We start from the raw sequence: 21,592 nt of genomic DNA on the forward strand, positions 1-21,592 counted from the left end.
GGGAGCGGGCTTGCTCGCGAAAGCGGTGTGTCAGTCGACATTAATGTTGAATGTCAGTCCGCATTCGCGAGCAAGCCCGCTCCCACATTGGGTCAGGCTGTGTCAGGGATTACTGGGCCGCTTTGACAGCCGATGCCAGTTGGGCGCTGGCCTTGGCTGGGTCAGCATCCTTGTCATTCATGAAGTTGGTGACCACGTCGAAGATCGCGCCTTGCACGGCCAGGGACGTGGCCATGTTGTGCGCCATGCTCGGTTGCAGGCCGCCGGTCTTGTCGTCCGCGATGAAGTCCTTCGCCGACTTCTGGGCGCACTCGTCGAAGCCGAGTTTGTCCATTTCGTTCAGCATGTCGTTACGCACCGGGATCGAACCCTTGTTCATGCTGAAGACTTTCTGGAAGTCGGTACCCAATGCGACCTTGGCCAGGTCCTGTTGGGCTGCGATGTCACCCTTGCGATCGGCCTTGAGCTTGAACACCGCCAGGGAGTCGATGTTGTAGGTGAAGGCTTTTTCGGTGCCCGGGAACGCTACGCACTGGTAGTCCTTGCCCGCGACTTTCTTCGCCGCAGTCCACTCGCTTTTCGCCCAGTCGCCCATCATCTGCATGCCGGCCTTGCCATTGATGACGTCGGCGGCGGCGATGTTCCAGTCACGACCGGCACGGTTCGGGTCCATGTAGCTGGTGATCTTTTTCAGCTCGGCGAACGACTTGGTCATTTCCGGGCCGGACAGGGTTTTCTGGTCCAGGTCGACCAGGGCTTTCTTGTAACCGTCAGCGCCCATCACCGAGAGCACCACGTCTTCAAACACGGTGCTGTCCTGCCAAGGCTGGCCACCGTGGGCGAGCGCTATGAAGCCTGCGGCTTTGAGCTTGTCGCCAGCGGCATAGAATTCTTCGAGGGTGGTCGGGGCCTTTTCGATCCCGGCTTTCTTGAACACCTCCGGGTTGATCCACAGCCAGTTGACGCGGTGGATGTTCACCGGCACGGCGACATAGTCACCTTCGTACTTCACCGTGTCGGAAACTTTTTTCGACAGCAGGCCATCCCAGTTTTCCGCCTTGGAAACGTCTTTCAACGCGTCGGTGCTGAGCAGGCCGGTGCTGCCCCATTCCTGGATGTCCGGACCCTTGATTTGTGCAACGCCCGGCGGGTTGCCGGCTACGGCGCGACTTTTGAGTACGGTCATGGCCGTGGAACCGCCACCACCGGCGACTGCACCGTCCTTCCAGGTGAAGCCGTCTTTTTCGACTTGAGCCTTCAGGACATCGACCGCTGCTTTTTCACCACCGGAAGTCCACCAGTGAACGACTTCAACGGAACCTTTGGATTCGGCGGCCAGGACACTGAGAGGGAGTGCAGACAGGGAAGCGAGAGAAATGACAGTAGCGAGGCGAGAAATCGCATTCATCTAGGAGCACCTTTCTTGTTGTTATGCATGCAAGTCTGTTGCTTGCGCTGCATAGGATTTTAAACAGGAGATATCCCCTCGCAGGTAACGAAGGGATGCGCGTATGTCACCGCATGGTTACATAGAACCGCTCTGGGACAGCTGCGCCAGTGCACTGGCCATGCTCGGTGCCAGGGGCAGGCGCGGAATCAGCACGGCTTGCCAGGCGTGGTAAAGGTCAGGTTTGCCGGGCCAGATATCGGCACTCGGGCGGTTCAGCGGGTCGAGTTCGTGATGCCAGCTGCCGCCTTCGTGGTCGATGAAATAACGGTCACAGAACTCCCAGAATAGCCGGTACCAGTGTTCGTACTGCGCGTCCCCGGTGCGCTTGAGCAAGGCACTCGCGGCGGCGCTGGCCTCGCAATGGGTCCAGTGCAGACGGTGGCGGACCACCGCTTTGTTGTCCCAGTCGAGGGTGTAGACAATCCCCGGTGCGCCATCAATGTTCCAGCCGTAACGGCAGTTGTGCTCGAAGAGTTTTTGCGCGTCGGTAACCAGCCAGCCCGGCGTGAGCATCCCGGCTTTCACCCGCGAAGCTTCGAGGTGCAGCAACAGCCGCGCCCACTCGAAACCGTGGCCCGGGGTAGTGCCGTAAGGGCGGAAGCCATCGGCCGGATTGTCGCGGTTGTAGTCCCGCAGTGGCTGCCAGGTGCGGTCGAAATGCTCGATCACCAGGTAGTCGTTGGCGGCGGCATGACCATGAATCACTCGCTCGACAATGCGTTGGGCACGGCTCAGCCAGCGGCTGTCGTCCGTGACATCGGCCAGGGCGAGGAAGGCTTCGGTGGCGTGCATGTTGCTGTTGGCACCGCGATAGGCTTCTTCGCAACTGAAGTCGCGGTTGAAAGACTCGCGCATCGCACCCTCTTCTTCGCTCCAGAAGTACATGTCGATAATGTCGACTGCATCATCGAGCAAGGCTTGTGCACCAGGACGCTGCGCGACCATCGCAGAACTGGCGGCCAGCGCGACGAAGGCATGCAGGTAGGCGTTCTTGCCGGTGTTGCCATCGCGATGTTCGGCGGCCGCGAACCAACCACCATGCAGCGCATCACGCAACGGACCGCGCAGCGCCGCAACACCGTGATCCACCAGCTCGGCAAAGCCCGGCAAGCCCTGAATATGGGCCATGGCGAAGCTGTGGGTCATGCGCGCGGTGTTCATGGTCCAGGCTTGCGCATCAGCCGGGAGGCGACCCTTTTCATCGAGATTGCCGAAGCCTTCAGGGAGTTTTGAAGCCTTGGCGAACGCCAGCAGGCGCAAGCCTTCGGCGGCAAGCCATTGCTGATGGGCAGGTGCGTTCAGCCAACTGCTGAAGGCTGGTTGGAGGGTGTCCATGGCGTACCTTTTTTGTTGTTATGACTGAGGGGCAGTCTAAACAACGGACGAAGGTTGGCTTGTAACGAAGGGGGTGGGTTATGTCACCAGGCTGTGACATTTATCTTGAGGGATGTGTTGAATCTTCTAACGCCTTCGCGAGCAAGCCCGCTCCCACACTTGATCGCATTCCATCTGGATGAACTCGGTCAAATGTGGGAGCGGGCTTGCTCGCGAAGAACGATAACGCGGTCTAACTAGTCAACGCTACGTGGCAACTGCAGGGTCACCCGCAACCCGCCCTCACGCAGGTTTTGCAGGCTCACTTCACCACCATGACTATGGGCAATGTTGCGGGCAATCCCCAGCCCCAACCCATAACCCTGCTGCTGCCCGGCCAGGCGGAAGTGCGGTTCGAACACCTGCTCCAGCCGCTGCTCCGGCACACCCGGCCCTTCATCATCGACATGCAGGATGAACGCGCTGTCATCGTCATCGATGTGCAGGTGCGCGTTCTGCCCGTACTTCAACGCATTGTCGATCAGGTTGCCGATGCAGCGCTTGAGTGCCAGCGGTTTGCCCGGGTACGGTGCCAGCGCCCGCCCCTGCTGGGTCACGCGACCATTGCCGTTGGGGCCCAGGTACGGCTCCACCAGACAATCGAGCACATGGTTGAGGTCCACCGGCTCGATGTTCTCGTGGATGTCGGTGTCTTTCACGCATTGCAGCGCACCCTTGACCAGCAATTCGAGTTCGTCCAGATCGCGCCCGAATTTGGCTTGCAGCTGTTCGTCTTCGAGCAACTCCACCCGCAGCCGCAGCCGGGTGATCGGCGTGCGCAAGTCATGGGAAATCGCGCTGAACAACTGGCTGCGCTCCGTCAGGTAACGACTGATGCGTTCGCGCATGGTGTTGAACGCACGCCCAACCTCGACCACTTCGCTGCCCCCGCCCTCGGCCACCGGTTCCACGTCGGCTCCCAGCGACAGATCCCGCGCCGCCCGCGCCAGGCGCTTGAGCGGACGACTCTGCCAGTGCACCAGCAGGCCGATGAACAACAGCAAAAAGCCGCTGGTCAGGACGATGAACCACACCTGCTGCGCCGGCAGGCCCTGCTCTTCAAGACTGGTGTAGGGCTCGGGCAACAGCGAGGCTATGTACAGCCATTCGCCCGGCGCCATCTGGATCTGCGTGACCAGCACCGGCGGGTTCACCGGCTCCAGGGTCAGCGCGTAGTGCGCCCAGGAGCGCGGCAACTCATCGAGCTTCAGGCCGCCATTGAAGATGCGCAGGTCTTCCGGGCTGACGAAGGTTACCGAGATGTCCGTGTCCTGGCCGAGGGACTGGCGCAACACTTCGTCCACCGCTTTGAGTACCGCCTCTTTGCGCGGGGTGATGGGCAGTACTTCCATGCCCAGGGGTTTGTCGTTGAGCGTCACCACGAACCGGGTGCCGCCCATGCTGCGCAACTGATCGAGCACCAGGGGCCGGAACGCCACCGGCAACGAACGGAAATAACTGACACTGGCCGTCATCGAATGGGCCAGGCTGCGGGCGCTGGTGACCAGGCCCTCGAGCTGCGTGGCGCGCAATTGCGAAACCCAGATTACGCTCGACAGCGTCTGGGCGAACAACACCGCCAGCAAGGTCAACAGCAACATGCGCCCGAGCAGCGAACGCGGCGTCGGTATTTTGGCTGCGAGCTTGCGAAGGATCTCAGTGGCCATTGCTGGCAACCACACTGGCCGCCAGTTGGTAGCCGCTGCCACGCACGGTGCGGATCAGCCGTGGCGGTTTTTCCGTGTCGCGCAGGCGCTGGCGCAAACGGCTGACCGCCATGTCGACGATGCGATCGAGGGGCATCAGTTCCCGGCCACGGGTGGCGTTGCCGATGGTGTCGCGGTCGAGGATTTCCTGCGGGTGATCGAGGAACAGTTTCAGCAGCGCGAAGTCGGCACCCGAGAGAATCACCTCTTCGCCGTCGATGTGAAACAACCGATGGCTGACCATGTCCAGACGCCAGTCATCGAAGGCCAGCACCTCACCGCCATTACGTTCCTGGCCGAACTGCGCGCGGCGCAGCAACGCCTTGATCCGCGCCTGCAACTCCCGCGGGCTGAATGGCTTGCCCAGATAATCGTCGGCGCCCAGTTCCAGGCCGATGATGCGGTCGGCTTCGTCGGAACTGGCGGTGAGCATGATGATCGGCACCTGCGCCTGGCGTGGGTGCTGGCGAATCCAGCGGCACAGGCTGAAGCCGTCCTCGTCGGGCAGCATTACATCAAGGATCACAAGATCGGCCGGTGCCTCGTTCAGCGCCTGGCGAAAACCGGCACCATCGGCAGTGGCACGCACCTGGAACCCGGCGCGGGTCAGGTAGGTGTCCAGCAACTCGCGTATCTCTTGATCGTCATCGACCAACAAAATCGACTTGTTGACTGAGCTCACTTCGAAGGCATCCTTGTTGTTGGAATTGGGCGGATTATGCCTTAAGCACCGATTTTACAAACACCATAGAAACAATGTGGGAGCGGGCTTGCTCGCGAAAGCGGTGTGTCAGTCGACATTAATGTTGAATGTCAGTCCGCATTCGCGAGCAAGCCCGCTCCCACATTTTGATTGCATTTCAAGCGGGGAGGGATTGCTCCAGCGCCACACCCGCCCCCATCAATCCCGAATACGGCGCCGTCACCAGCCACACCGGAATCCCCTTGAAGTAGTCGCTCATGCAGCCCTTGTCGGCGAAGCAGCGGGCAAAACCGCTTTCGAGGAAGAAATCGGCAAAGCGCGGAATCACCCCGCCAACGATAAACACCCCACCTCGAGCACCGGTGGTCAACACGTTGTTACCGGCCACACGACCAAGCCAACAGCAAAACTGCTCAAGCACTTCCACGGCAACCGGGTCGCCCGCCAGCCCGGCGGCGGTGATGGCTTCCGGGGTTTCGAGCACCGGCTCATGTCCGTCCACCGCGCAGATCGCCCGATAGACCCGCGGCAAGCCGCCGCCGCTCAACGCAGTTTCAGCGCTGACGTGGCCGATCTCGTTGAAAATGTGCTGCCACAGTTGGGTTTCACGCGGACTGCTCAATGGCAGATCGACGTGACCGCCCTCCCCCGGCAACGCAGCGAATCGGCCTTCGCCCAGATCGAGCAAGGTGCCGACGCCCAGGCCCGTACCCGGACCAATCACCACCGCCGGACGCAACGGCTCCGGCGTACCTTCACAGACCACGCGAAATTCGCCGGGTTGCAAACGGGTCATGCCCAGGGCCATGGCCGAGAAGTCGTTGACCAGCAGAAGTTGATCGACCTGCAAGGTCTGGCAGAAACCCTTGCGGCTCAAGCGCCAGTGATTGTTGGTGAACTTGAATTCGTCGCCACTCACGGGACCTGCCACCGACAGGCACACCGAACCGATCGACCCCGGCGCCAGCCCCAGGCCATTGAGGTAGAGGCTGATTGCCTCTTCGGGGCTGGGGAAATCTGCTGTCGCCAGCACCTGGACCGATTCCAGTTGCTGGTTTTTCCACAACGCGAAACGTGCGTTGGTCCCACCGATGTCACCGACCAAAGCCAGTTTCAATTAAGCGTCTCCAGGGCAGAAGTAAAGGCGCTGGCGCCCTGCTCCGCCGAGCTGAAGGCCATGCGCATGAAACCGAACAGCTCGCGACCGGTGCCGATGTTGTTGCCCAACAGGCCCTTGGCCGGCGTGCGCGCTGCGAATTCTTCGGCGTCCACCTTAAGCTCCAGGGTGCCTTTGACGCCATCGACGCGGATGATATCGCCCTCTTGCACCCGCGCCAAAGCGCCGCCGACATAAGCTTCGGGGCTGACATGAATGGCCGCCGGGATTTTCCCCGATGCACCAGACATGCGTCCGTCGGTCACCAGTGCGACTTTGAAGCCGCGATCCTGCAGCACACCGAGGAACGGCGTCATCTTGTGCAGCTCCGGCATGCCATTGGAGCGCGGGCCCTGGAAGCGCATCACCGCGACAAAATCCTTCTCCAGCAAACCGGCCTTGAACGCATCGGCCAGGTCCTGCTGATCCTGGAACACCATGGCCGGTGCTTCGACAATCTGATTCTCCACGGCGACGGCGGAGACTTTCATCACCCCGCGACCGAGGTTGCCTTCCATCACCCGCAGACCACCTTCCGGCGAGAATGCACGGGCGACCGGACGCAGGATGCTTTCATCGAGGCTGTCGGTCACGCCTTCGCGCCAGACCAGTTCGCCATTGTCGAGGAACGGTTCCTGGGTGTAGCGACTCAGGCCGTGGCCCATCACGGTGTTGACGTTTTCGTGGAGCAACCCGGCTTCCAGTAGTTCACGGATCAGGAACGACATACCGCCCGCGGCCTGGAAGTGGTTGATGTCGGCCTTGCCGTTCGGGTAGACGTGGCTCAGGGTCGGTACCACCTCGGAGAGGTCGGCCATGTCCTGCCAGGTCAATTGAATGCCCGCCGCCATGGCGATGGCCGGCATGTGCAGGGTGTGGTTGGTCGAGCCACCCGTGGCGTGCAGTGCGACAATCGAGTTGACCAGCGAACGCTCGTCGACGATTTCGCCGATCGGCATGAAGTCGCCGTTCTGCTTGGTCAGGCGCGTGACCTGATGCGCCGCTTCGCGGGTCAAGGCATCGCGCAACGGCGTGTTCGGGTTGACGAAGGACGCGCCCGGCAGGTGCAGGCCCATGACTTCCATCAGCAACTGGTTGGTGTTGGCGGTGCCATAGAAGGTGCAGGTGCCAGGGCTGTGGTAGGACTTCATTTCCGATTCCAGCAGCTCTTCGCGGGTCGCCTTGCCTTCGGCGTACTTCTGCCGCACATCGGCTTTCTGCTTGTTGGAAATGCCCGACACCATCGGCCCGCCCGGCACGAAGATCATCGGCAGATGGCCGAAGCGCAGCGCGCCCATCATCAGGCCCGGCACGATCTTGTCGCAGATGCCGAGCAGCAGCGCGCCATCGAACATGTTGTGGGACAGCGCCACGGCCGTGGACAACGCGATCACTTCACGACTCGGCAGGCTCAGCTCCATGCCTGGCTCGCCCTGGGTCACGCCGTCGCACATGGCCGGCGTGCCACCGGCGAACTGGCCGACGGAGCCGATTTCACGCAGGGCCTTTTTGATCAGTTCCGGAAAGACTTCGTACGGCTGGTGCGCCGAGAGCATGTCGTTATATGACGAAACTATCGCGATGTTGGCGGAGTTCATCATCCGCAGGCTGTGCTTGTCATCGCTGCCACAACCGGCCACGCCATGGGCGAAGTTGGCGCATTGCAGCTTGCCGCGCATCGGACCGTCGCTGGCCGCACCGCGGATCAATGCAAGGTAAGCCTCACGCGTGGCGCGGCTGCGGGCGATAAGCCGTTCAGTGACCTCAAGGACGCGGGGATGCATGTGTAGAACTCCAGGCTAACGGATGTGGCGACCTGATTGTCTATGCTGATCAAAGGCCGGTGTCGATGGGATGACAGACGGTTTTTTTGACCATTCGGACCAGTTGATTCAGGCCACTCGTTGTAGATTGAACAAAATATTGCCATTAAAAAGGCTTGTTTTCTATTTTTTTGCGAATAATCTTGTAATTCCAACAACAAAACGACGGCGGCGCTGAAATATGACTCTTCGAATCGCAATCAATGGTTTTGGCCGTATTGGCCGTAATGTCCTGCGGGCACTCTATACCCAAGGCTATCGCCGGGATTTGCAGATCGTCGCCATCAACGACCTGGGCGACAGCGCGATCAACGCGCACTTGCTCAAGTACGACACTGTTCACGGCACGTTCGATGCCGATGTTCAACATGATCAGGAAAGCCTGACCGTCAACGGCGACCGCATTTCGGTCAGCGCCATCCGCAACCCGGCCGACCTGCCATGGGCCGCGGAAAAGATTGATGTGGTATTCGAATGCACCGGTCTGTTCACCGACCGCGCCAAAGCCGCCGCGCATATTACGGCCGGCGCGCGCAAAGTGATCATCTCGGCTCCCGCCAAAGGCGCCGACGCCACTGTGGTTTACGGGGTCAACCACGACATTCTGCGCCAGTCGCACCAGATTATTTCCAACGCCTCGTGCACCACCAACTGCCTGGCGCCGGTGGCCCAGGTGCTGCATCGCGAACTGGGCATCGAAAGTGGCTTGATGACCACCATTCACGCCTATACCAACGACCAGCACCTGACCGACGTCTATCACGTCGATCCGTACCGCGCACGTTCGGCCACCCAGAACATGATCCCGAGCAAGACCGGTGCCGCCGAAGCGGTGGGCCTGGTGCTGCCGGAACTGGCGGGCAAATTGACCGGCATGTCGGTGCGCGTCCCGGTGATCAATGTGTCGCTGGTGGACCTGACGGTGCAGCTCAAGCGCGAAGCGTCGGCCGATGAGGTCAATGCGCTGATGAAAGAAGCCAGCCAGCACTCGAAGATCCTTGGCTACAACACCCTGCCGCTGGTCTCCAGCGACTTCAACCACAACCCGCTGTCGTCGATCTTCGACGCCAACCACACCAAATCCAGCGGCAAGTTGCTCAAGGTATTGGCGTGGTATGACAACGAGTGGGGCTTCTCCAACCGCATGCTCGATAACTGCCTGGCGCTGTGTAACGCGGAATAAGCAGCACACCCCCTTCTTTGTAGGAGCGAGCTTGCTCGCGATGGTCGTTAACGATGACAAGGGTCGCCTGAATGAACGCAAGGCCCTTACATCCTTCGCGAGCAATCGAGCGTCGACCGGCTGCTCCTACAAGGTGCGTGTCATGTCTGGAGCGACAATCGATGATCGGCATCAGCTTTACGCAAAAGACCATGGCAGCGCGCAAGCGTATTGCCCTGGTCGCCCATGACCACTGCAAGGTGTTCTTGCTGGACTGGGCCGAACGGCAAAAACACAAACTGGCCCAGCATGATCTGGTCGCCACCGGCACCACGGGCTTGTTGTTGCAACAACGCCTCGACCTGCCTGTACAAAGCATGATCAGCGGGCCGCTGGGCGGCGACCAACAGCTCGGTGCGCAAATCGCCGAGCAGCGGGTCGACATGCTGGTGTTTTTCTGGGACCCGTTCGAACCCCAGCCCCACGATCCGGATATCAAGGCATTGCTGCGGGTCGCGGCAGTGTGGAACATCCCGGTGGCGTGCAACGAATGCAGCGCCGACTATCTGCTCAGCAGTCCGCTGATGGATCAGGCACACCCCCATCGGATTCCCGATTACGCGACCTATTTGCAGGATCGTGCGTAAAGCTTCACAAATCAGTGCTTGACCATTCGAGTAGATGATAAGCATTATCATTTGCTCGAAATGGATCAGGTCCTCCCGTGAGTCAGTCGCGCTTCAACCACGTTTTCCTCACCCAGCGCAATTCCCTGCTGCGCACGCTGGAACGGATGGTCAACAATCACAGCACCGCTGAAGACCTCTTGCAGGAAACCTATCTGCGGGTGACCCGTGCGTTGAGCGAACGGGCCATCGATCATCTTGAGCCCTTTGTCTTCCAGACGGCGCGCAACCTGGCGCTGGACCATTTGCGCGCGCGGCGCATCCATTCGCGCACCATGGTCGACGACGTGCCACAAGAGGTGATGCACAGCGTCGCCGCCCCCACCAGCAGCGCCGAAGACGCTGCCCATGCCGAACAATTGCTGGAGCGCCTGAACGTGAGCCTCAGTGAACTCAGCGCTCGCCAGCAGCGAATTTTCATCCTCAGCCGCCTGCACGGGCACAGCTATCAGGAAATCGCCGACGAGCTGAACGTATCCCTCAGCACCGTGCAGAAAGAACTCAAACTGATCATGTCGATCTGCATGGGTGTCGCCGAAAGGAATGACGGCAGCGGCAAGCTTTAAGCGGCAAGCCGCAAGCTCAACGCCAAACCGAGCTTTAGCTTGCAGCCTGTAGCTTGAAACTTGAAACTGCTGCTCAAAAAGCCCCCCGCCGAGGAAACATCGTGACGGACAACCACCGCTCCCCCGAGCCTTCACTGGCGCAGGATCCCGCAAGCGCGATGGACCAGGCCCTGGACTGGTTGATCGTGCTCGGCAGTCCCGATGAGGAGCAGAGCCGCCAATTCCACGCATGGCTCGACGCCGATCCGTTGAATGCCCAGGCGTTCGCCAAGGCTCAGGCGATCTGGGACGGCCCGCAAGTGGCGCAATGTGCGCAAAGCCTGGCTGCGCGTCCCGCGAAAGTCACGGTCCTCGCCCGCCTGCGTCCGCACTGGAAACCGCTGGCCACCGCCGCCGTGCTGCTGCTCGGGATGTTCAGTTTCAGCAATTTGCCAATGCGCCTGCAGGCCGATCACCTGACCGTGGTCGGGGAGCGTCAGCGCCTGCAACTGGAGGACGGCTCCAGGGTTCTGCTCAATACCAATTCGGCGTTTTCCAGCACTATCAACGATCGACAACGGGTTGCCCGTCTGTACCAGGGCGAAGCGTTTTTCGAAGTGCAGGCCAACCACAACCAGCCACTGGAAATCGACGCCGGCCCGGTCACGGCCAGCGTTCGCGATACCGCGTTTGCCGTGCGTTACCTCGACGGCGTGGCACAGGTGCGGGTGCAGCGCGGGGATGTCGACTTGCGAGCCACCCGCGACGATGCGCGGGTGCGCTTGTCCGCCGGGGAAAGTATCCGCATCGGCCCCAACGGTTTCGACCGCCCGGCCAGGCTGGATGCCGCCACCGACCTGGCGTGGGTCCAGGGGCGACTGGTGTTTGAAAACTGCCCGTTGAACCAGGTGCTGGCAGAACTTAGCCGCTACTACCCGGGCTGGATCATCAACAACAACGAGCAGTTGGCCGATGTCGCCGTGACGGGCAACTATCGCCTCGACCAGCCGCTGGACGTGGTTCGCGCCCTGGCCCACATCACCTCGGCACGGCTCCAGGAATTCCCGGCGCTGGTCATCCTGAACTGAATGAGAATTATTTTTACTCGATAGCCAAACCCCGTACGTCTCGTTATAGCCATTGCAATTGATTCGCATCTAACCATGCCGATCAGCACCTATAAAGATTCGTGCGACACGGAGCGCTATCGATGTCCTCTCGCCTCACCCGCCCAGCCTCTTCACCCTCCCGCGTACTGTCGCTGCTGACCGCCGCCATCCTGACGGCCGGCGCCGCACCGCTCATGGCCGCCACCGCCGCCGAGCCGTCGACTCGTAAAATGGGCGACTACTCGTTCGCCATTCCCCAACAGTCACTGGTGTCGGCACTCAATGCCTTTACTGCCGTGACTGGCTGGCAGGTCGGCGTGTCGTCGGAGCTGGCGCAAGGTGTGGCCTCGCCGGGAGTACGCGGCTCCCTGTCACCGGAAAAAGCCCTGGATCGCCTGTTGGTGGGGACCAACCTGAGCTATCGCAAACTGGGCAACAACAGCATTGTTCTGGAAAAGCGCGCCAACAGCGGTGCCCTCAGTCTGGATCAGGTGACCATCAGTGCCACCCGTAATGAACAGAGTGTGAACAGCGTGCCGAGCACAGTCTCTGTCTACACACGCGAGGATCTGGACCGCAACAACGTCAATACCATCAAGGAACTGGTGCGCTATGAACCCGGTGTTTCGGTGGGCGGTTCGGGCCAACGCGCCGGCATCACCGGTTACAACATTCGCGGCATCGATGGTGACCGAGTGCTGACCCAGATCGATGGCGTGCAGGTGCCCGACGGTTTCTTCAACGGCCCGTATGCCCAGACCAACCGCAACTATGTCGACCCGGAAATCGTCAAGCGTGTGGAAATCCTCCGGGGTCCGGCCTCTGTTTTGTACGGCAGCAATGCCATTGGCGGCGCCGTCAGCTACTACACGCTGGACCCGGACGACATCATCAAACCGGGCAAGGATGTCGGCGCACGGCTGAAAACCGGCTACAGCTCCGCCGACGACAGCTGGCTGACCTCCGGCACCATCGCCGGCCGCACCGGCGAGTTCGATGGTCTGTTGCATCTCAGTCAACGCAACGGTCATGAAACAGAGTCCTTTGGCGAAACCGGCGGCACTGGCCTGAACCGCACTGAAGCCAACCCCCAGGACGTGCGCACCACCAGCGTGCTGGCCAAACTGGGCTGGAACTACGCCGACGACGCACGTCTGGGCCTGACCTACGAGAATTACAAGGACGACCGCGACACCAATCAATTGAGCGCAGTGGGCGGCCCGTTCAATGCCGGACGCGGTTTCGGCTTCTATAAGTCCCGCACCGGCAACGACACGATCACCCGCGAACGCTTTGGCCTGGAACACAGCTTCGGCCTGGACAGCTCGCTGGCAGACAACATCAAGTGGACGCTGAACTACCAGATCGCCAAGACCGACCAGAGCACCGAGGAAATCTACGCACCGTCGCGGACTGTGCTGCGTAACCGCGATACCAACTTCAAGGATCGCCAATGGATATTCGATGCCCAGGCTGACAAGTCGTTTGCCATTGCCAACACCGAACACCTCGTCACCTATGGCACCACCATCAAGCAGGACAAAGTCACCGGACTGCGTACCGGTACCGGCACCTGCCTGACCGTGGCCGGTGCCTGCCGGGTCATTGGTGCCCCTAGCGCCCTCGACACACTGACACCGGCCAGTGACTTCCCGGACCCGACCATCAATAGCTACAGCCTGTTCGCCCAGGATCAGATCAGCTGGGGCAACTGGACCTTCCTGCCCGGTGCACGCTACGACTACACCGAGCTCAAGCCGCACATCACCGAAGAGTTCCTGGCCACCGCCGACCAGAGCGGCAACGGCACGGTGAGCGACGACACCAAGACCTGGCATCGTCTGTCGCCGAAGTTCGGCACCACCTACAACTTCGACGATAACTACACCTGGTACGGCCAATACGCCGAAGGCTTCCGCACACCAACCGCCAAGGCGCTGTATGGTCGTTTCGAAAACCTCGCCGGCGGCTATCGGGTCGCGCCTAATCCGGACCTGGAACCGGAAAAGAGCAAAAGCTACGAGACCGGTTTGCGCGGTAACTTCGAGCAGGGTTCATTTGACGTGGCAGTGTTCTACAACAAATACCGCGACTTCATTAACGAGAACGCCATCACACCCGGCTACACCGAGACCACCTTCCAGAGCAACAACATCAAGCACGCCACCATCAAGGGTGCCGAGGTCAAGGGACGTCTGAACCTCGACACCTTCGGTGCCCCGCAAGGCCTCTACACCCAGGGCTCGGTGGCTTATGCCTACGGCCGCAACGACGACAGCGGCGAACCGCTCAACAGCGTCAACCCGCTGACCGGCGTGTTCGGCCTCGGTTACGACCAGGACAATTACGGCGGTTTGCTCAGCTGGACCCTGGTGAAGAAGAAAGATCGCGTCGACAGCACCAGCTTCAAAACCCCGGACGGCACCAGCACCCAGTTCAAGACCCCGGGCTTCGGCATTCTGGACCTGAGCGCCTTCTATAAGGTGACCGACGACGTTACCGTCAGCGGCGGCATCTTCAACCTGACCGACAAGAAATACTGGCTGTGGGATGACGTGCGCGGCTACGACAGCGTCGGCGAAGCGTCGGTGACCCAGCCGGCCAACCTCGATCGCCTGACCCAGCCGGGTCGCAACTTTGCGGTCAACGTGATCTGGGACATCTGATCCGGTCCTGCCACCGGGCGGTCTGATCATGCCGCCCGGTGAAGATTTTTTACTGCCAGGCGCCTGCTTGCTCGTCTTGTTACCAAGCGCCTTTTTTCCCCAAGGAATTGCCATGACTACCCAGGCCACCCAACAACGCCCCAACCTGCGTTCGCAACGTTTGAACCAGATCACCCACGAGCCGCACAGCAAGCTCGATACCCTGGTCAAGGCCCATGCCCCGTTTGAAACCCCGGCCAATTTCGCCCGCTTCGTGGTGGCGCAGTACCTGTTCCAGTCGGAACTGGTTTCGCTGTACAACGATGCCGAACTGACCGCCATCGTCCCGGACCTGCCAGCCCGCTGCCGTGCCGATGCAGCCAAGGCCGACCTCGCGGACCTGGACACCGACGTCCCGGCGCCCGTCGCCGGTGCACTCAAGCACCCGACCAAGGCCGAAGCCCTGGGCTGGATCTTTGTGTCGGAAGGTTCGAAGCTCGGTGCCGCGTTCCTGATCAAGCGTGCCGTGGGCCTTGGCCTGAGCGAAACCTTTGGCGCCCGTCACCTTGGCGAACCGGCCGGTGGCCGTGCTGAAGGCTGGAAAAGCTTCGTCAAAACCCTCGACGGCCTGGTGTTCAGCGCCCAGGAAGAGGCCGACGTGGAAAAAGGCGCCATCGACGCGTTCAACCGTTTTACCGTGTTGCTGCAGCGGGCTTACGCCACCGAAGCCGCCTGACCCCACGCGTTCCCCTTGTGGGAGCGGGCTTGCTCGCGAAGAGGTCATCAGCCTCAACATCAACGTTGACTGACACACCGCTTTCGCGAGCAAGCCCGCTCCCACAGAGGACGAAGCAAATCTGTCAGATTTCGATCCGCCTCACGTATTGCCTTGAGCCCATGCCCACCTCTTCCAGACTCTCCCGCCTCCTCTTCGGCCTGTTGGCCTATGTCAGCCTGGGTATCGGCCTGATCGCCATCGTCATTCCCGGCCTGCCAACCACCGAATTCATCCTGCTGGCCGCCTGGGCCGCGACCCGAAGCTCGCCGCGCCTGAGTGCCTGGCTGGAAAACCACCGGCTGTTCGGTCCCATTCTCCATAACTGGCGCAACGGCAAGGTCATCGCGCGCCGGGCCAAGGTCAGTGCCACCGTCAGCATGTTGTTATGTGCAGGTCTCATGCTGGTGATGCTCGAGCACAGCTGGCCGATCTACCTGGCGATTGCCGGCATGGGACTGGGCAATCTGTGGATTTGGTCACGGCCGGAATCCACCTGAAACCCCTTCAAACCTCCCTGTAACAGCCGGCAACGGCACACTTGAAAGTACCTACTTCCTGTTCGGACTTCTCCTACATGTTTATCAGGTCATCCATTACCGGGCCTGGCCGTTAAGCACCATGAACCCCCACAACGAGAAGTTGATATGAATATAAGTGCCGCTGCATCTTTTCAAATTCCGTACCCGCAAACAGTGAAGGCGAACACGGAAAAAGCCCAACCTGAGAAAGTCGACATTCCGGGAATGGATGACAGGTTAAGGTTGACCATCGAGAAACTGCGAGCTCCTAGAAGTGAAGCTAGAAATCTCAGCAGCGAAAAACTGAATGAGGTGGAGGCGTTTTTGAATGCGCTCGAACCATATAACGAGTTCACTGACCTACCCCCTCTGATAAAAAGCTTTAGATATTCAATGATTAGGCATCATGAATTCCAGGCAAATTTGATGCTCAAAAAAATGGAAGGGGTTTACTCTGACTTCAAAAAAGACCTGCAAAGCAAATGGCCTGGCCTGGCCAATAACGTAATGGGCTTCACCGTGGCCGAAGACGGTCAGTTGAAAGTCACTTCGCCCCCCGACACCCTGACTGCCAGGGATGAGGAAATATTGAATACCCTGTTGAACGAGGCCAAAGACTTGCAACCCCTGACCCTCAAGCACGCCAAGACCGTAATCGAGTTGGTTCAGCTGGATAAGCCACAGTTTGAGGGCAAGGTGAAACTGGACCTGAGCAACTTCCACAAGATGATTGACTATGGATTATTGCTGAGTAAAGGTGCGCTGGACCTGAGAAGTTCAGACTCCTGGCTGGATCAACTGCATAAAAATGCCGAAAAGGATCCGATCGAGAAAATGCCGGGGTTGCACATCGAGGCCTGATCGATTGATAAAGCCCGGCAAAGCGGGTGTATGGACCGCTTGCCGGGAACATGACAGATCTAGTTGCGCAACATGTTTTGATAGCAGATTTGAGCAAATGAAACATTCGGTACGTTGTAACCCCCCACCCCCGAATCCTCTTTGTCTTGAACCTGAATCGACCAATGCCCCAGATTGTATTCAACTTCCCACTTATAGCGATACTTTCCGCTGCTGGTCCAGAAAGGATCAGACTTCAACTGGCCATAACACCTGCCCAACTCGAGGGCTTGCGTGGCGTTACCAGTGCTGTCCGTTATAAGGTCGAACTTTTGCTCACCCGCCCCTTTGTTCAATATCAAAGTAGCGGTAGCGCCTTCGAGCGGGAGTCCTGTCGAATCCCTCAACCGGACCGACCAGTTCAAGACTCTGTAGGCCTGTGTGGTCGCCCAGTAGAGCGACAGTTCACCGGCATCGCCCCGGACGAGACTATCGGCGTAGTAAGGCGCTGAACCAAACTCGAGCGTGTAGATATCACCCGCCATGAACGGGGTGGACGGTTTCTTCGAGATGCGAACCTGAACTTCCTTATTCGGCTGCAAGCCAGAAACCGTTAAGGATGTACCCCAAGGGATTACGACCCAGTTTCCATCGCGATTGTATTCCAGCGTCAATGGCCCGCCTTTCGTCCCACTCGCATGGATCCACACATCCTGCCCCCGTACCGCCATAAAGCTGTATTGCTTCACATCCGTTTCGTCAGCCAGACTTTCCTTGAGGGTGTTCAGTTTGTCCGGCAGTACCGAGGCCGCCGAGGGTATTTGAGAGGCGATACCCGAAATAGCTGCCGAGTTCAGAAAAGACATTGCAGGTGCCGCACCTGCCGCCAAAAACATCCCCCAAAACAATAATACCGAGCACAACCCGGTCCTTTTAAAACAAGTAATGCGCATGATGGCCTTCTCATAATTTACTGTCAGATGCGGAAGCCAAAACTTCCGGAGGAGCTCCACCGAAGTGGCATCTGCATTGAAACGCCCTGCCGTTTATGAGAAGCGGTACATATGTATTTCATGAATTTCATTCAGTCGGCTCGAGCCCGGCATCCTTGCCGCACCCCTCCTGAATTCACCCCGCGTTTTTTCCTCTTTTTACCCCCATTTTCGGCACATTTTTCTGCGCAAACGTTCAACCGATACCGTTCGTCGGCACCCCATTCATGTAACTTGGCCTTCACGCCGATGTGCATTGATCGGCGCTAAATGGATTTAGCGAGTGAGCCGCAACGGCTCGCAGCCAACACTTCATCCATTCGCGAGTTCGCCCTATGTTCGACTCACTGTCCATCCGCCTGAAAATCGTCCTGCTGTCCGGTCTGTGCCTGCTGGGTGTAGTCGCCTTGATAGTGGGCATGAACATCTACCAGACCAATCAGAACGATGATCTGGTCAGCGATTCCAGCAGCAGAATGCTCACCGCCAGTGTTCAGGACCTGCTCCAGGCCAAAGCCGCCGAGCAAGCGGTACGGGTGCAGAAGACCTTCGGTGAAACCCTGACGGTGGTGACCGCCCTGGCGGATCAGATCAAGGACATGCGCGCCATGGCCGCCAAGCGCTCGCTTGAGCCCGGCGCCCTGCGTGAAGAGTTGAACCAGAGCCTGAAAACCGCCTTCGAGCGCAACGGCAAGGTGCTGGGCATCTGGCTGGCGTTCGAGCCCAACGGCCTGGACGGCAAGGACAGCGAATTCGTCAATGACGCCTTGCGCCAGTCCAACGAGATCGGTCGTTACGCCACCTACTGGAGCCGCGCCGGCGGTGAGTCGCTGAACACGATCATGGTCGAAGAGGACATGACCAAAACCACCCTGAACCTCAGCGGCACGCCGTACAACGTCTGGTACACCTGCCCTCGGGACAGCAAGCGCACCTGTCTGCTCGACCCCTACGCCGATACTGTCGGCGGCAAGGAAGTGTTGATGACCACCATTTCCGTACCGCTGCTGGAGAATGGCAAGTCCATCGGCGTGGTCGGTATCGACATCGCCCTCGACGCCCTGCAAGCGGCGGCGGTCGGCTCCCAGCGTGGACTGTTCAACAACGCCGGGCACATGCTGATCGTCTCGGGCACTGGTGTAATGGCCGCCTACAGCGTCGATGCGGCGAAAGTCGGCAAGAGCATCGGCGACACCCTGGGCGCGGATGGCAAGGACATCCTGCAACTACTCAGCGCTGGCGCACCGAAGATTCTCCAGCAAGGCGACCTGATCCGTGCGGTGTACCCGGTCAGCCCGATTGCCGATGCCAAGGCTTGGGCCGTGGTGATCGACCTGCCCAAACAAGTGCTGCTGGCCGACTCGGTGAAGCTGCAAACAGTGCTCGACGATGCCCAGCAAAGCGGCACGATCAAGGCCCTTGCGGTGGCGGTGATTGCCGGCCTGCTCGGGCTGCTGCTGATGTGGCTCACCGCGTCGGGCGTGACCCGGCCGATCAACAGCGTGGCCGAAATGCTCAAAGCGATTGCCAGTGGCGACGGCGACCTGACCCAGCGCCTGCACTACAGCAAGAAAGACGAATTGGGCGAACTGGTAGGCTGGTTCAACCGCTTCCTCGACAAGCTGCAACCGACCATCGCGCAGATCAAGCAAAGCATTACCGACGCCCGCGGCACGGCCGATCAGTCGTCCGAGATTGCCCGCCAGACCAGTGAAGGCATGCAGGTGCAGTTCCGCGAAATCGACCAGGTCGCCACGGCGTCCAACGAAATGAGCGCCACCGCCCACGATGTCGCCAACAGCGCCTCGAACGCGGCCAACGCCGCCAAGGGTGCCGACCAGTCGGCCCGCGACGGCATGTCGATCATCGAGCGCAGCACCCGCGACATCAATCAACTGGCCGAGGAGGTCAGCAAGGCCGTGACCGAAGTCGAAGCCCTGGCGGTCAACAGCGAGCAGATCGGTTCGGTGCTGGAAGTAATCCGCAGTATTGCCGAGCAAACCAACCTGCTGGCGCTCAACGCGGCCATCGAGGCCGCCCGTGCCGGTGAAAGCGGTCGCGGCTTTGCGGTGGTGGCCGACGAAGTCCGTAACCTGGCCAAACGCACCCAGGATTCGGTGGAAGAAATTCGCCTGGTGATCGAGCGCATCCAGTCCGGCACCCGCGGCGTGGTCGCCACCATGCATTCAAGCCAGACCCAGGCCCACAGCAACGCCGGGCAGATCCAGCAGGCAGTCCAGGCCTTGGGCAAAATCAGCGACGCGGTCACCGTGATCAGCGACATGAACCTGCAAATCGCCAGCGCCGCCGAGCAACAAAGCGCCGTGGCCGAAGAGGTCAACCGCAATGTCTCGGCGATCCGCACCGTCACCGAAACCCTGACCGGCCAGGCCACTGAATCGGCGCAAATCAGCAGCCAGCTCAACTCCCTGACCACTCACCAGATGAAGTTGATGGATCAGTTCCGCGTTTAAGAAGCACCGCCGACCAATGTGGGAGCGGGCTTGCTCGCGAATGCGGTGTATCAGTCACCATCATCGTTGAATGATGGATCGTATTCGCGAGCAAGCCCGCTCCCACAGAGGGATTTCATCTGGCCTCGAGGTTTTTGAACTAAGATCAGGCTCTCGCTCTGGAGGGCCTTCGATGACTGATCTGCTCACGTCCATTCAAGCCGCACTCGGCTTGCCTCACACCCAGATTCCTTTCACCTCCAGCGGCGCCCTGCCCTCGGCGTTTGCCGTCACTGACCTGGCCTGCGCCAGCATTGCCGCCGCCGGCCAGGCCGCCAGCGAACTGCTGCACCAACAAACCGGACGCCTGCCCGACCTTGAAGTTGACCGACGCCTGGCGTCCTTCTGGTTCGCGACCTCGATTCGCCCGACAGGCTGGAGCGTTCCGCCGCTGTGGGATGCGGTCGCCGGTGACTACGCCACCGGTGATGGCTGGATTCGCCTGCACACCAACGCGCCCCATCACCGTGCTGCTGCCGAAAGCGTGCTCGGTGCCTGTGCCGACCGCGTAACGATGGCCGGCAAAGTAGCGCAATGGACGAAAAGCGAACTTGAGCAGGCGGTGGTTGATGCCGGTGGCTGTGCCGCCGAAATGCGCACCTGGGAACAATGGCAAACCCATCCTCAAGGCCAGGCGGTAAATGCCGAACCCCTGATTCAATTCGCCAACCACCCAAGCCAGCGCAGCCAACCGTGGATGGGGTCAGTGGCCCGACCACTGGCCGGTATCAAGGTGCTGGATTTGACCCGGGTGCTTGCCGGCCCCATCGCCAGCCGCTTTCTGGCTGGCCTCGGCGCCGATGTCTTGCGCATCGATCCGCCGACCTGGAACGAGCCGGGGGTGGTGCCGGAAGTCACTTTGGGAAAACGCTGCGCGCGTCTTGATCTGAACGACAAATCCGACCGCGGCGTATTCGAAAAACTGCTCAAGGACGCCGACATTCTGCTCCACGGCTATCGTGCCGATGCACTGCAGCGGCTTGGCTTGGGTATGAATGAGCGCCGGCAACTGAACCCGGGCCTGATTGATGTTTGTCTCAACGCCTATGGCTGGAGCGGCCCGTGGCAAAACCGCCGGGGCTTCGACAGCCTGGTGCAGATGAGCAGCGGCATCGCCGAAGCCGGGATGCGCTGGAAAAGTGCTGACAAGCCGACACCGCTCCCCGTGCAAGCGCTCGATCACGCCACCGGCTACTTGATGGCGGCCGGTGCGATCAGGCTGTTGGCACAACGGTTGAGCGACGGTACAGGCGGCTCGGCGCGATTGTCGTTGGCGCGTACGGCGAAGTTGTTGATCGAGCACGGGCCCGGGACGGGCGAGGCGTTACGCGCGGAAGATGTGCAGGATCAGGCGATGCTCGTAGAGCAGACACCGTGGGGGGCGGCGCACCGGTTGCACGCGCCATTGAGGATCGCGGCGACGCCATTGCATTGGGCGCTTCCGGCAACGGAACTGGGTTCACATCCCGCGCAGTGGTGGTGACTTTCAGATCGCCTTCGCGGGCAAGCCCGCTCCCACATTTGATCGCGATCACCTGTGGGAGCGGGCTTGCTCGCGAAGGCGTCAGGGTTATCGGTACAAATTCCGGATC

The 21,592-nt window shown here is 60.2% G+C and carries 17 protein-coding genes and 1 pseudogene; 11 read left to right on the forward strand and 7 right to left on the reverse strand.

Annotated elements, in window-relative coordinates:
- Window positions 1–109: 109 nt before the first annotated feature.
- From PMI28_RS13700 to edd, 6 genes are all read right to left on the reverse strand, one after another.
- On the reverse strand, window positions 110–1,408 hold the full coding sequence (locus PMI28_RS13700; RefSeq protein ID WP_007987276.1) for an ABC transporter substrate-binding protein: 1,299 nt from the start codon (window positions 1,406–1,408) through the stop codon (window positions 110–112).
- Window positions 1,409–1,525: 117 nt separating this feature from the next.
- Complete coding sequence (locus tag PMI28_RS13695) at window positions 1,526–2,785, reverse strand: D-mannose isomerase (RefSeq protein WP_007987278.1); 1,260 nt, start codon at window positions 2,783–2,785, stop codon at window positions 1,526–1,528.
- 236 nt (window positions 2,786–3,021) lie between these two features.
- Window positions 3,022–4,491, reverse strand: coding sequence for an ATP-binding protein (locus PMI28_RS13690; RefSeq protein WP_007987281.1), 1,470 nt, complete (start codon window positions 4,489–4,491; stop codon window positions 3,022–3,024).
- Window positions 4,481–5,212, reverse strand: a complete 732-nt coding sequence (locus tag PMI28_RS13685; RefSeq protein WP_007987283.1) for a response regulator — start codon at window positions 5,210–5,212, stop codon at window positions 4,481–4,483. Before PMI28_RS13685 ends, PMI28_RS13690 begins: the two co-directional genes overlap by 11 nt.
- Before the next feature lie 178 nt (window positions 5,213–5,390).
- Window positions 5,391–6,350, reverse strand: coding sequence for a glucokinase (locus tag PMI28_RS13680; RefSeq protein WP_007987286.1), 960 nt, complete (start codon window positions 6,348–6,350; stop codon window positions 5,391–5,393).
- A complete protein-coding gene (gene edd, locus PMI28_RS13675; RefSeq protein WP_007987289.1) occupies window positions 6,347–8,173 on the reverse strand; it encodes a phosphogluconate dehydratase in 1,827 nt (608 codons plus the stop codon). The genes PMI28_RS13680 and edd overlap by 4 nt, the downstream gene beginning before the upstream one ends.
- Window positions 8,174–8,393: 220 nt before the next feature.
- On the opposite strand from edd, the gene gap reads away from it, so the two are divergent.
- The 8 genes from gap (at window position 8,394) to PMI28_RS13635 (ending at window position 16,516) form a co-directional block, all read left to right on the forward strand.
- Window positions 8,394–9,395, forward strand: a complete 1,002-nt coding sequence (gene gap / locus PMI28_RS13670; protein WP_007987291.1) for a type I glyceraldehyde-3-phosphate dehydrogenase — start codon at window positions 8,394–8,396, stop codon at window positions 9,393–9,395.
- Between the two features lie 161 nt (window positions 9,396–9,556).
- On the forward strand, window positions 9,557–10,021 hold the full coding sequence (locus tag PMI28_RS13665; RefSeq protein WP_007987293.1) for a methylglyoxal synthase: 465 nt from the start codon (window positions 9,557–9,559) through the stop codon (window positions 10,019–10,021).
- A gap of 77 nt (window positions 10,022–10,098) precedes the next feature.
- Window positions 10,099–10,626: an RNA polymerase sigma factor gene (locus PMI28_RS13660; RefSeq protein WP_007987295.1), complete on the forward strand. Its 528-nt coding sequence runs from the start codon at window positions 10,099–10,101 to the stop codon at window positions 10,624–10,626.
- Window positions 10,627–10,727: 101 nt separating this feature from the next.
- Window positions 10,728–11,693: a FecR family protein gene (locus PMI28_RS13655; protein WP_007987297.1), complete on the forward strand. Its 966-nt coding sequence runs from the start codon at window positions 10,728–10,730 to the stop codon at window positions 11,691–11,693.
- A 122-nt stretch (window positions 11,694–11,815) separates the two neighbouring features.
- A complete protein-coding gene (locus PMI28_RS13650; protein ID WP_007987299.1) occupies window positions 11,816–14,380 on the forward strand; it encodes a TonB-dependent receptor in 2,565 nt (854 codons plus the stop codon).
- Between the two features lie 112 nt (window positions 14,381–14,492).
- Window positions 14,493–15,095 carry a biliverdin-producing heme oxygenase gene (locus PMI28_RS13645; RefSeq protein ID WP_007987301.1) on the forward strand — a complete coding sequence of 201 codons (603 nt, stop codon included), beginning with the start codon at window positions 14,493–14,495 and terminating at the stop codon, window positions 15,093–15,095.
- A gap of 161 nt (window positions 15,096–15,256) precedes the next feature.
- A complete protein-coding gene (locus PMI28_RS13640) occupies window positions 15,257–15,634 on the forward strand; it encodes a YbaN family protein (protein WP_007987303.1) in 378 nt (125 codons plus the stop codon).
- A gap of 147 nt (window positions 15,635–15,781) precedes the next feature.
- Window positions 15,782–16,516 (forward strand): hypothetical protein, encoded by a 735-nt coding sequence (locus tag PMI28_RS13635; RefSeq protein ID WP_007987305.1) that lies wholly within the window; start codon window positions 15,782–15,784, stop codon window positions 16,514–16,516.
- 59 nt (window positions 16,517–16,575) lie between these two features.
- Here the strand turns inward: PMI28_RS13635 and PMI28_RS13630 are convergent, their stop codons facing one another.
- Window positions 16,576–17,448 carry a hypothetical protein gene (locus PMI28_RS13630; protein ID WP_007987307.1) on the reverse strand — a complete coding sequence of 291 codons (873 nt, stop codon included), beginning with the start codon at window positions 17,446–17,448 and terminating at the stop codon, window positions 16,576–16,578.
- Window positions 17,449–18,095: 647 nt separating this feature from the next.
- On the opposite strand from PMI28_RS13630, the pseudogene PMI28_RS31565 reads away from it, so the two are divergent.
- The 3 genes and pseudogenes from PMI28_RS31565 to PMI28_RS13620 form a co-directional block, all read left to right on the forward strand.
- Window positions 18,096–19,103: pseudogene (locus PMI28_RS31565) on the forward strand (PDC sensor domain-containing protein); the annotation flags it as partial.
- A 102-nt stretch (window positions 19,104–19,205) separates the two neighbouring features.
- Entirely contained in the window at window positions 19,206–19,961 is a 756-nt protein-coding gene (locus PMI28_RS31570; protein ID WP_404942368.1) for a methyl-accepting chemotaxis protein, read from the forward strand.
- 172 nt (window positions 19,962–20,133) lie between these two features.
- Entirely contained in the window at window positions 20,134–21,483 is a 1,350-nt protein-coding gene (locus PMI28_RS13620) for a CoA transferase (RefSeq protein WP_007987310.1), read from the forward strand.
- Window positions 21,484–21,592 lie beyond the last annotated feature (109 nt).

Origin of the sequence: Pseudomonas sp. GM48 (genome assembly GCF_000282335.1) — a bacterium.
GTDB lineage: Bacteria > Pseudomonadota > Gammaproteobacteria > Pseudomonadales > Pseudomonadaceae > Aquipseudomonas.

Bases quoted from the DNA above. Each gene is read 5' to 3' on its own strand.
- PMI28_RS13700 (WP_007987276.1), bottom strand. From the start codon at position 1,408: ATGAATGCGATTTCTCGCCTCGCTACTGTCATTTCTCTCGCTTCCCTG.
- PMI28_RS13695 (WP_007987278.1), bottom strand. From the start codon at position 2,785: ATGGACACCCTCCAACCAGCCTTCAGCAGTTGGCTGAACGCACCTGCC.
- PMI28_RS13690 (WP_007987281.1), bottom strand. From the start codon at position 4,491: ATGGCCACTGAGATCCTTCGCAAGCTCGCAGCCAAAATACCGACGCCG.
- edd (WP_007987289.1), bottom strand. From the start codon at position 8,173: ATGCATCCCCGCGTCCTTGAGGTCACTGAACGGCTTATCGCCCGCAGC.
- gap (WP_007987291.1), top strand. From the start codon at position 8,394: ATGACTCTTCGAATCGCAATCAATGGTTTTGGCCGTATTGGCCGTAAT.
- PMI28_RS13665 (WP_007987293.1), top strand. From the start codon at position 9,557: ATGATCGGCATCAGCTTTACGCAAAAGACCATGGCAGCGCGCAAGCGT.
- PMI28_RS13650 (WP_007987299.1), top strand. From the start codon at position 11,816: ATGTCCTCTCGCCTCACCCGCCCAGCCTCTTCACCCTCCCGCGTACTG.
- PMI28_RS13645 (WP_007987301.1), top strand. From the start codon at position 14,493: ATGACTACCCAGGCCACCCAACAACGCCCCAACCTGCGTTCGCAACGT.
- PMI28_RS13640 (WP_007987303.1), top strand. From the start codon at position 15,257: ATGCCCACCTCTTCCAGACTCTCCCGCCTCCTCTTCGGCCTGTTGGCC.
- PMI28_RS13635 (WP_007987305.1), top strand. From the start codon at position 15,782: ATGAATATAAGTGCCGCTGCATCTTTTCAAATTCCGTACCCGCAAACA.
- PMI28_RS13630 (WP_007987307.1), bottom strand. From the start codon at position 17,448: ATGCGCATTACTTGTTTTAAAAGGACCGGGTTGTGCTCGGTATTATTG.
- PMI28_RS31570 (WP_404942368.1), top strand. From the start codon at position 19,206: ATGCAGGTGCAGTTCCGCGAAATCGACCAGGTCGCCACGGCGTCCAAC.
- PMI28_RS13620 (WP_007987310.1), top strand. From the start codon at position 20,134: ATGACTGATCTGCTCACGTCCATTCAAGCCGCACTCGGCTTGCCTCAC.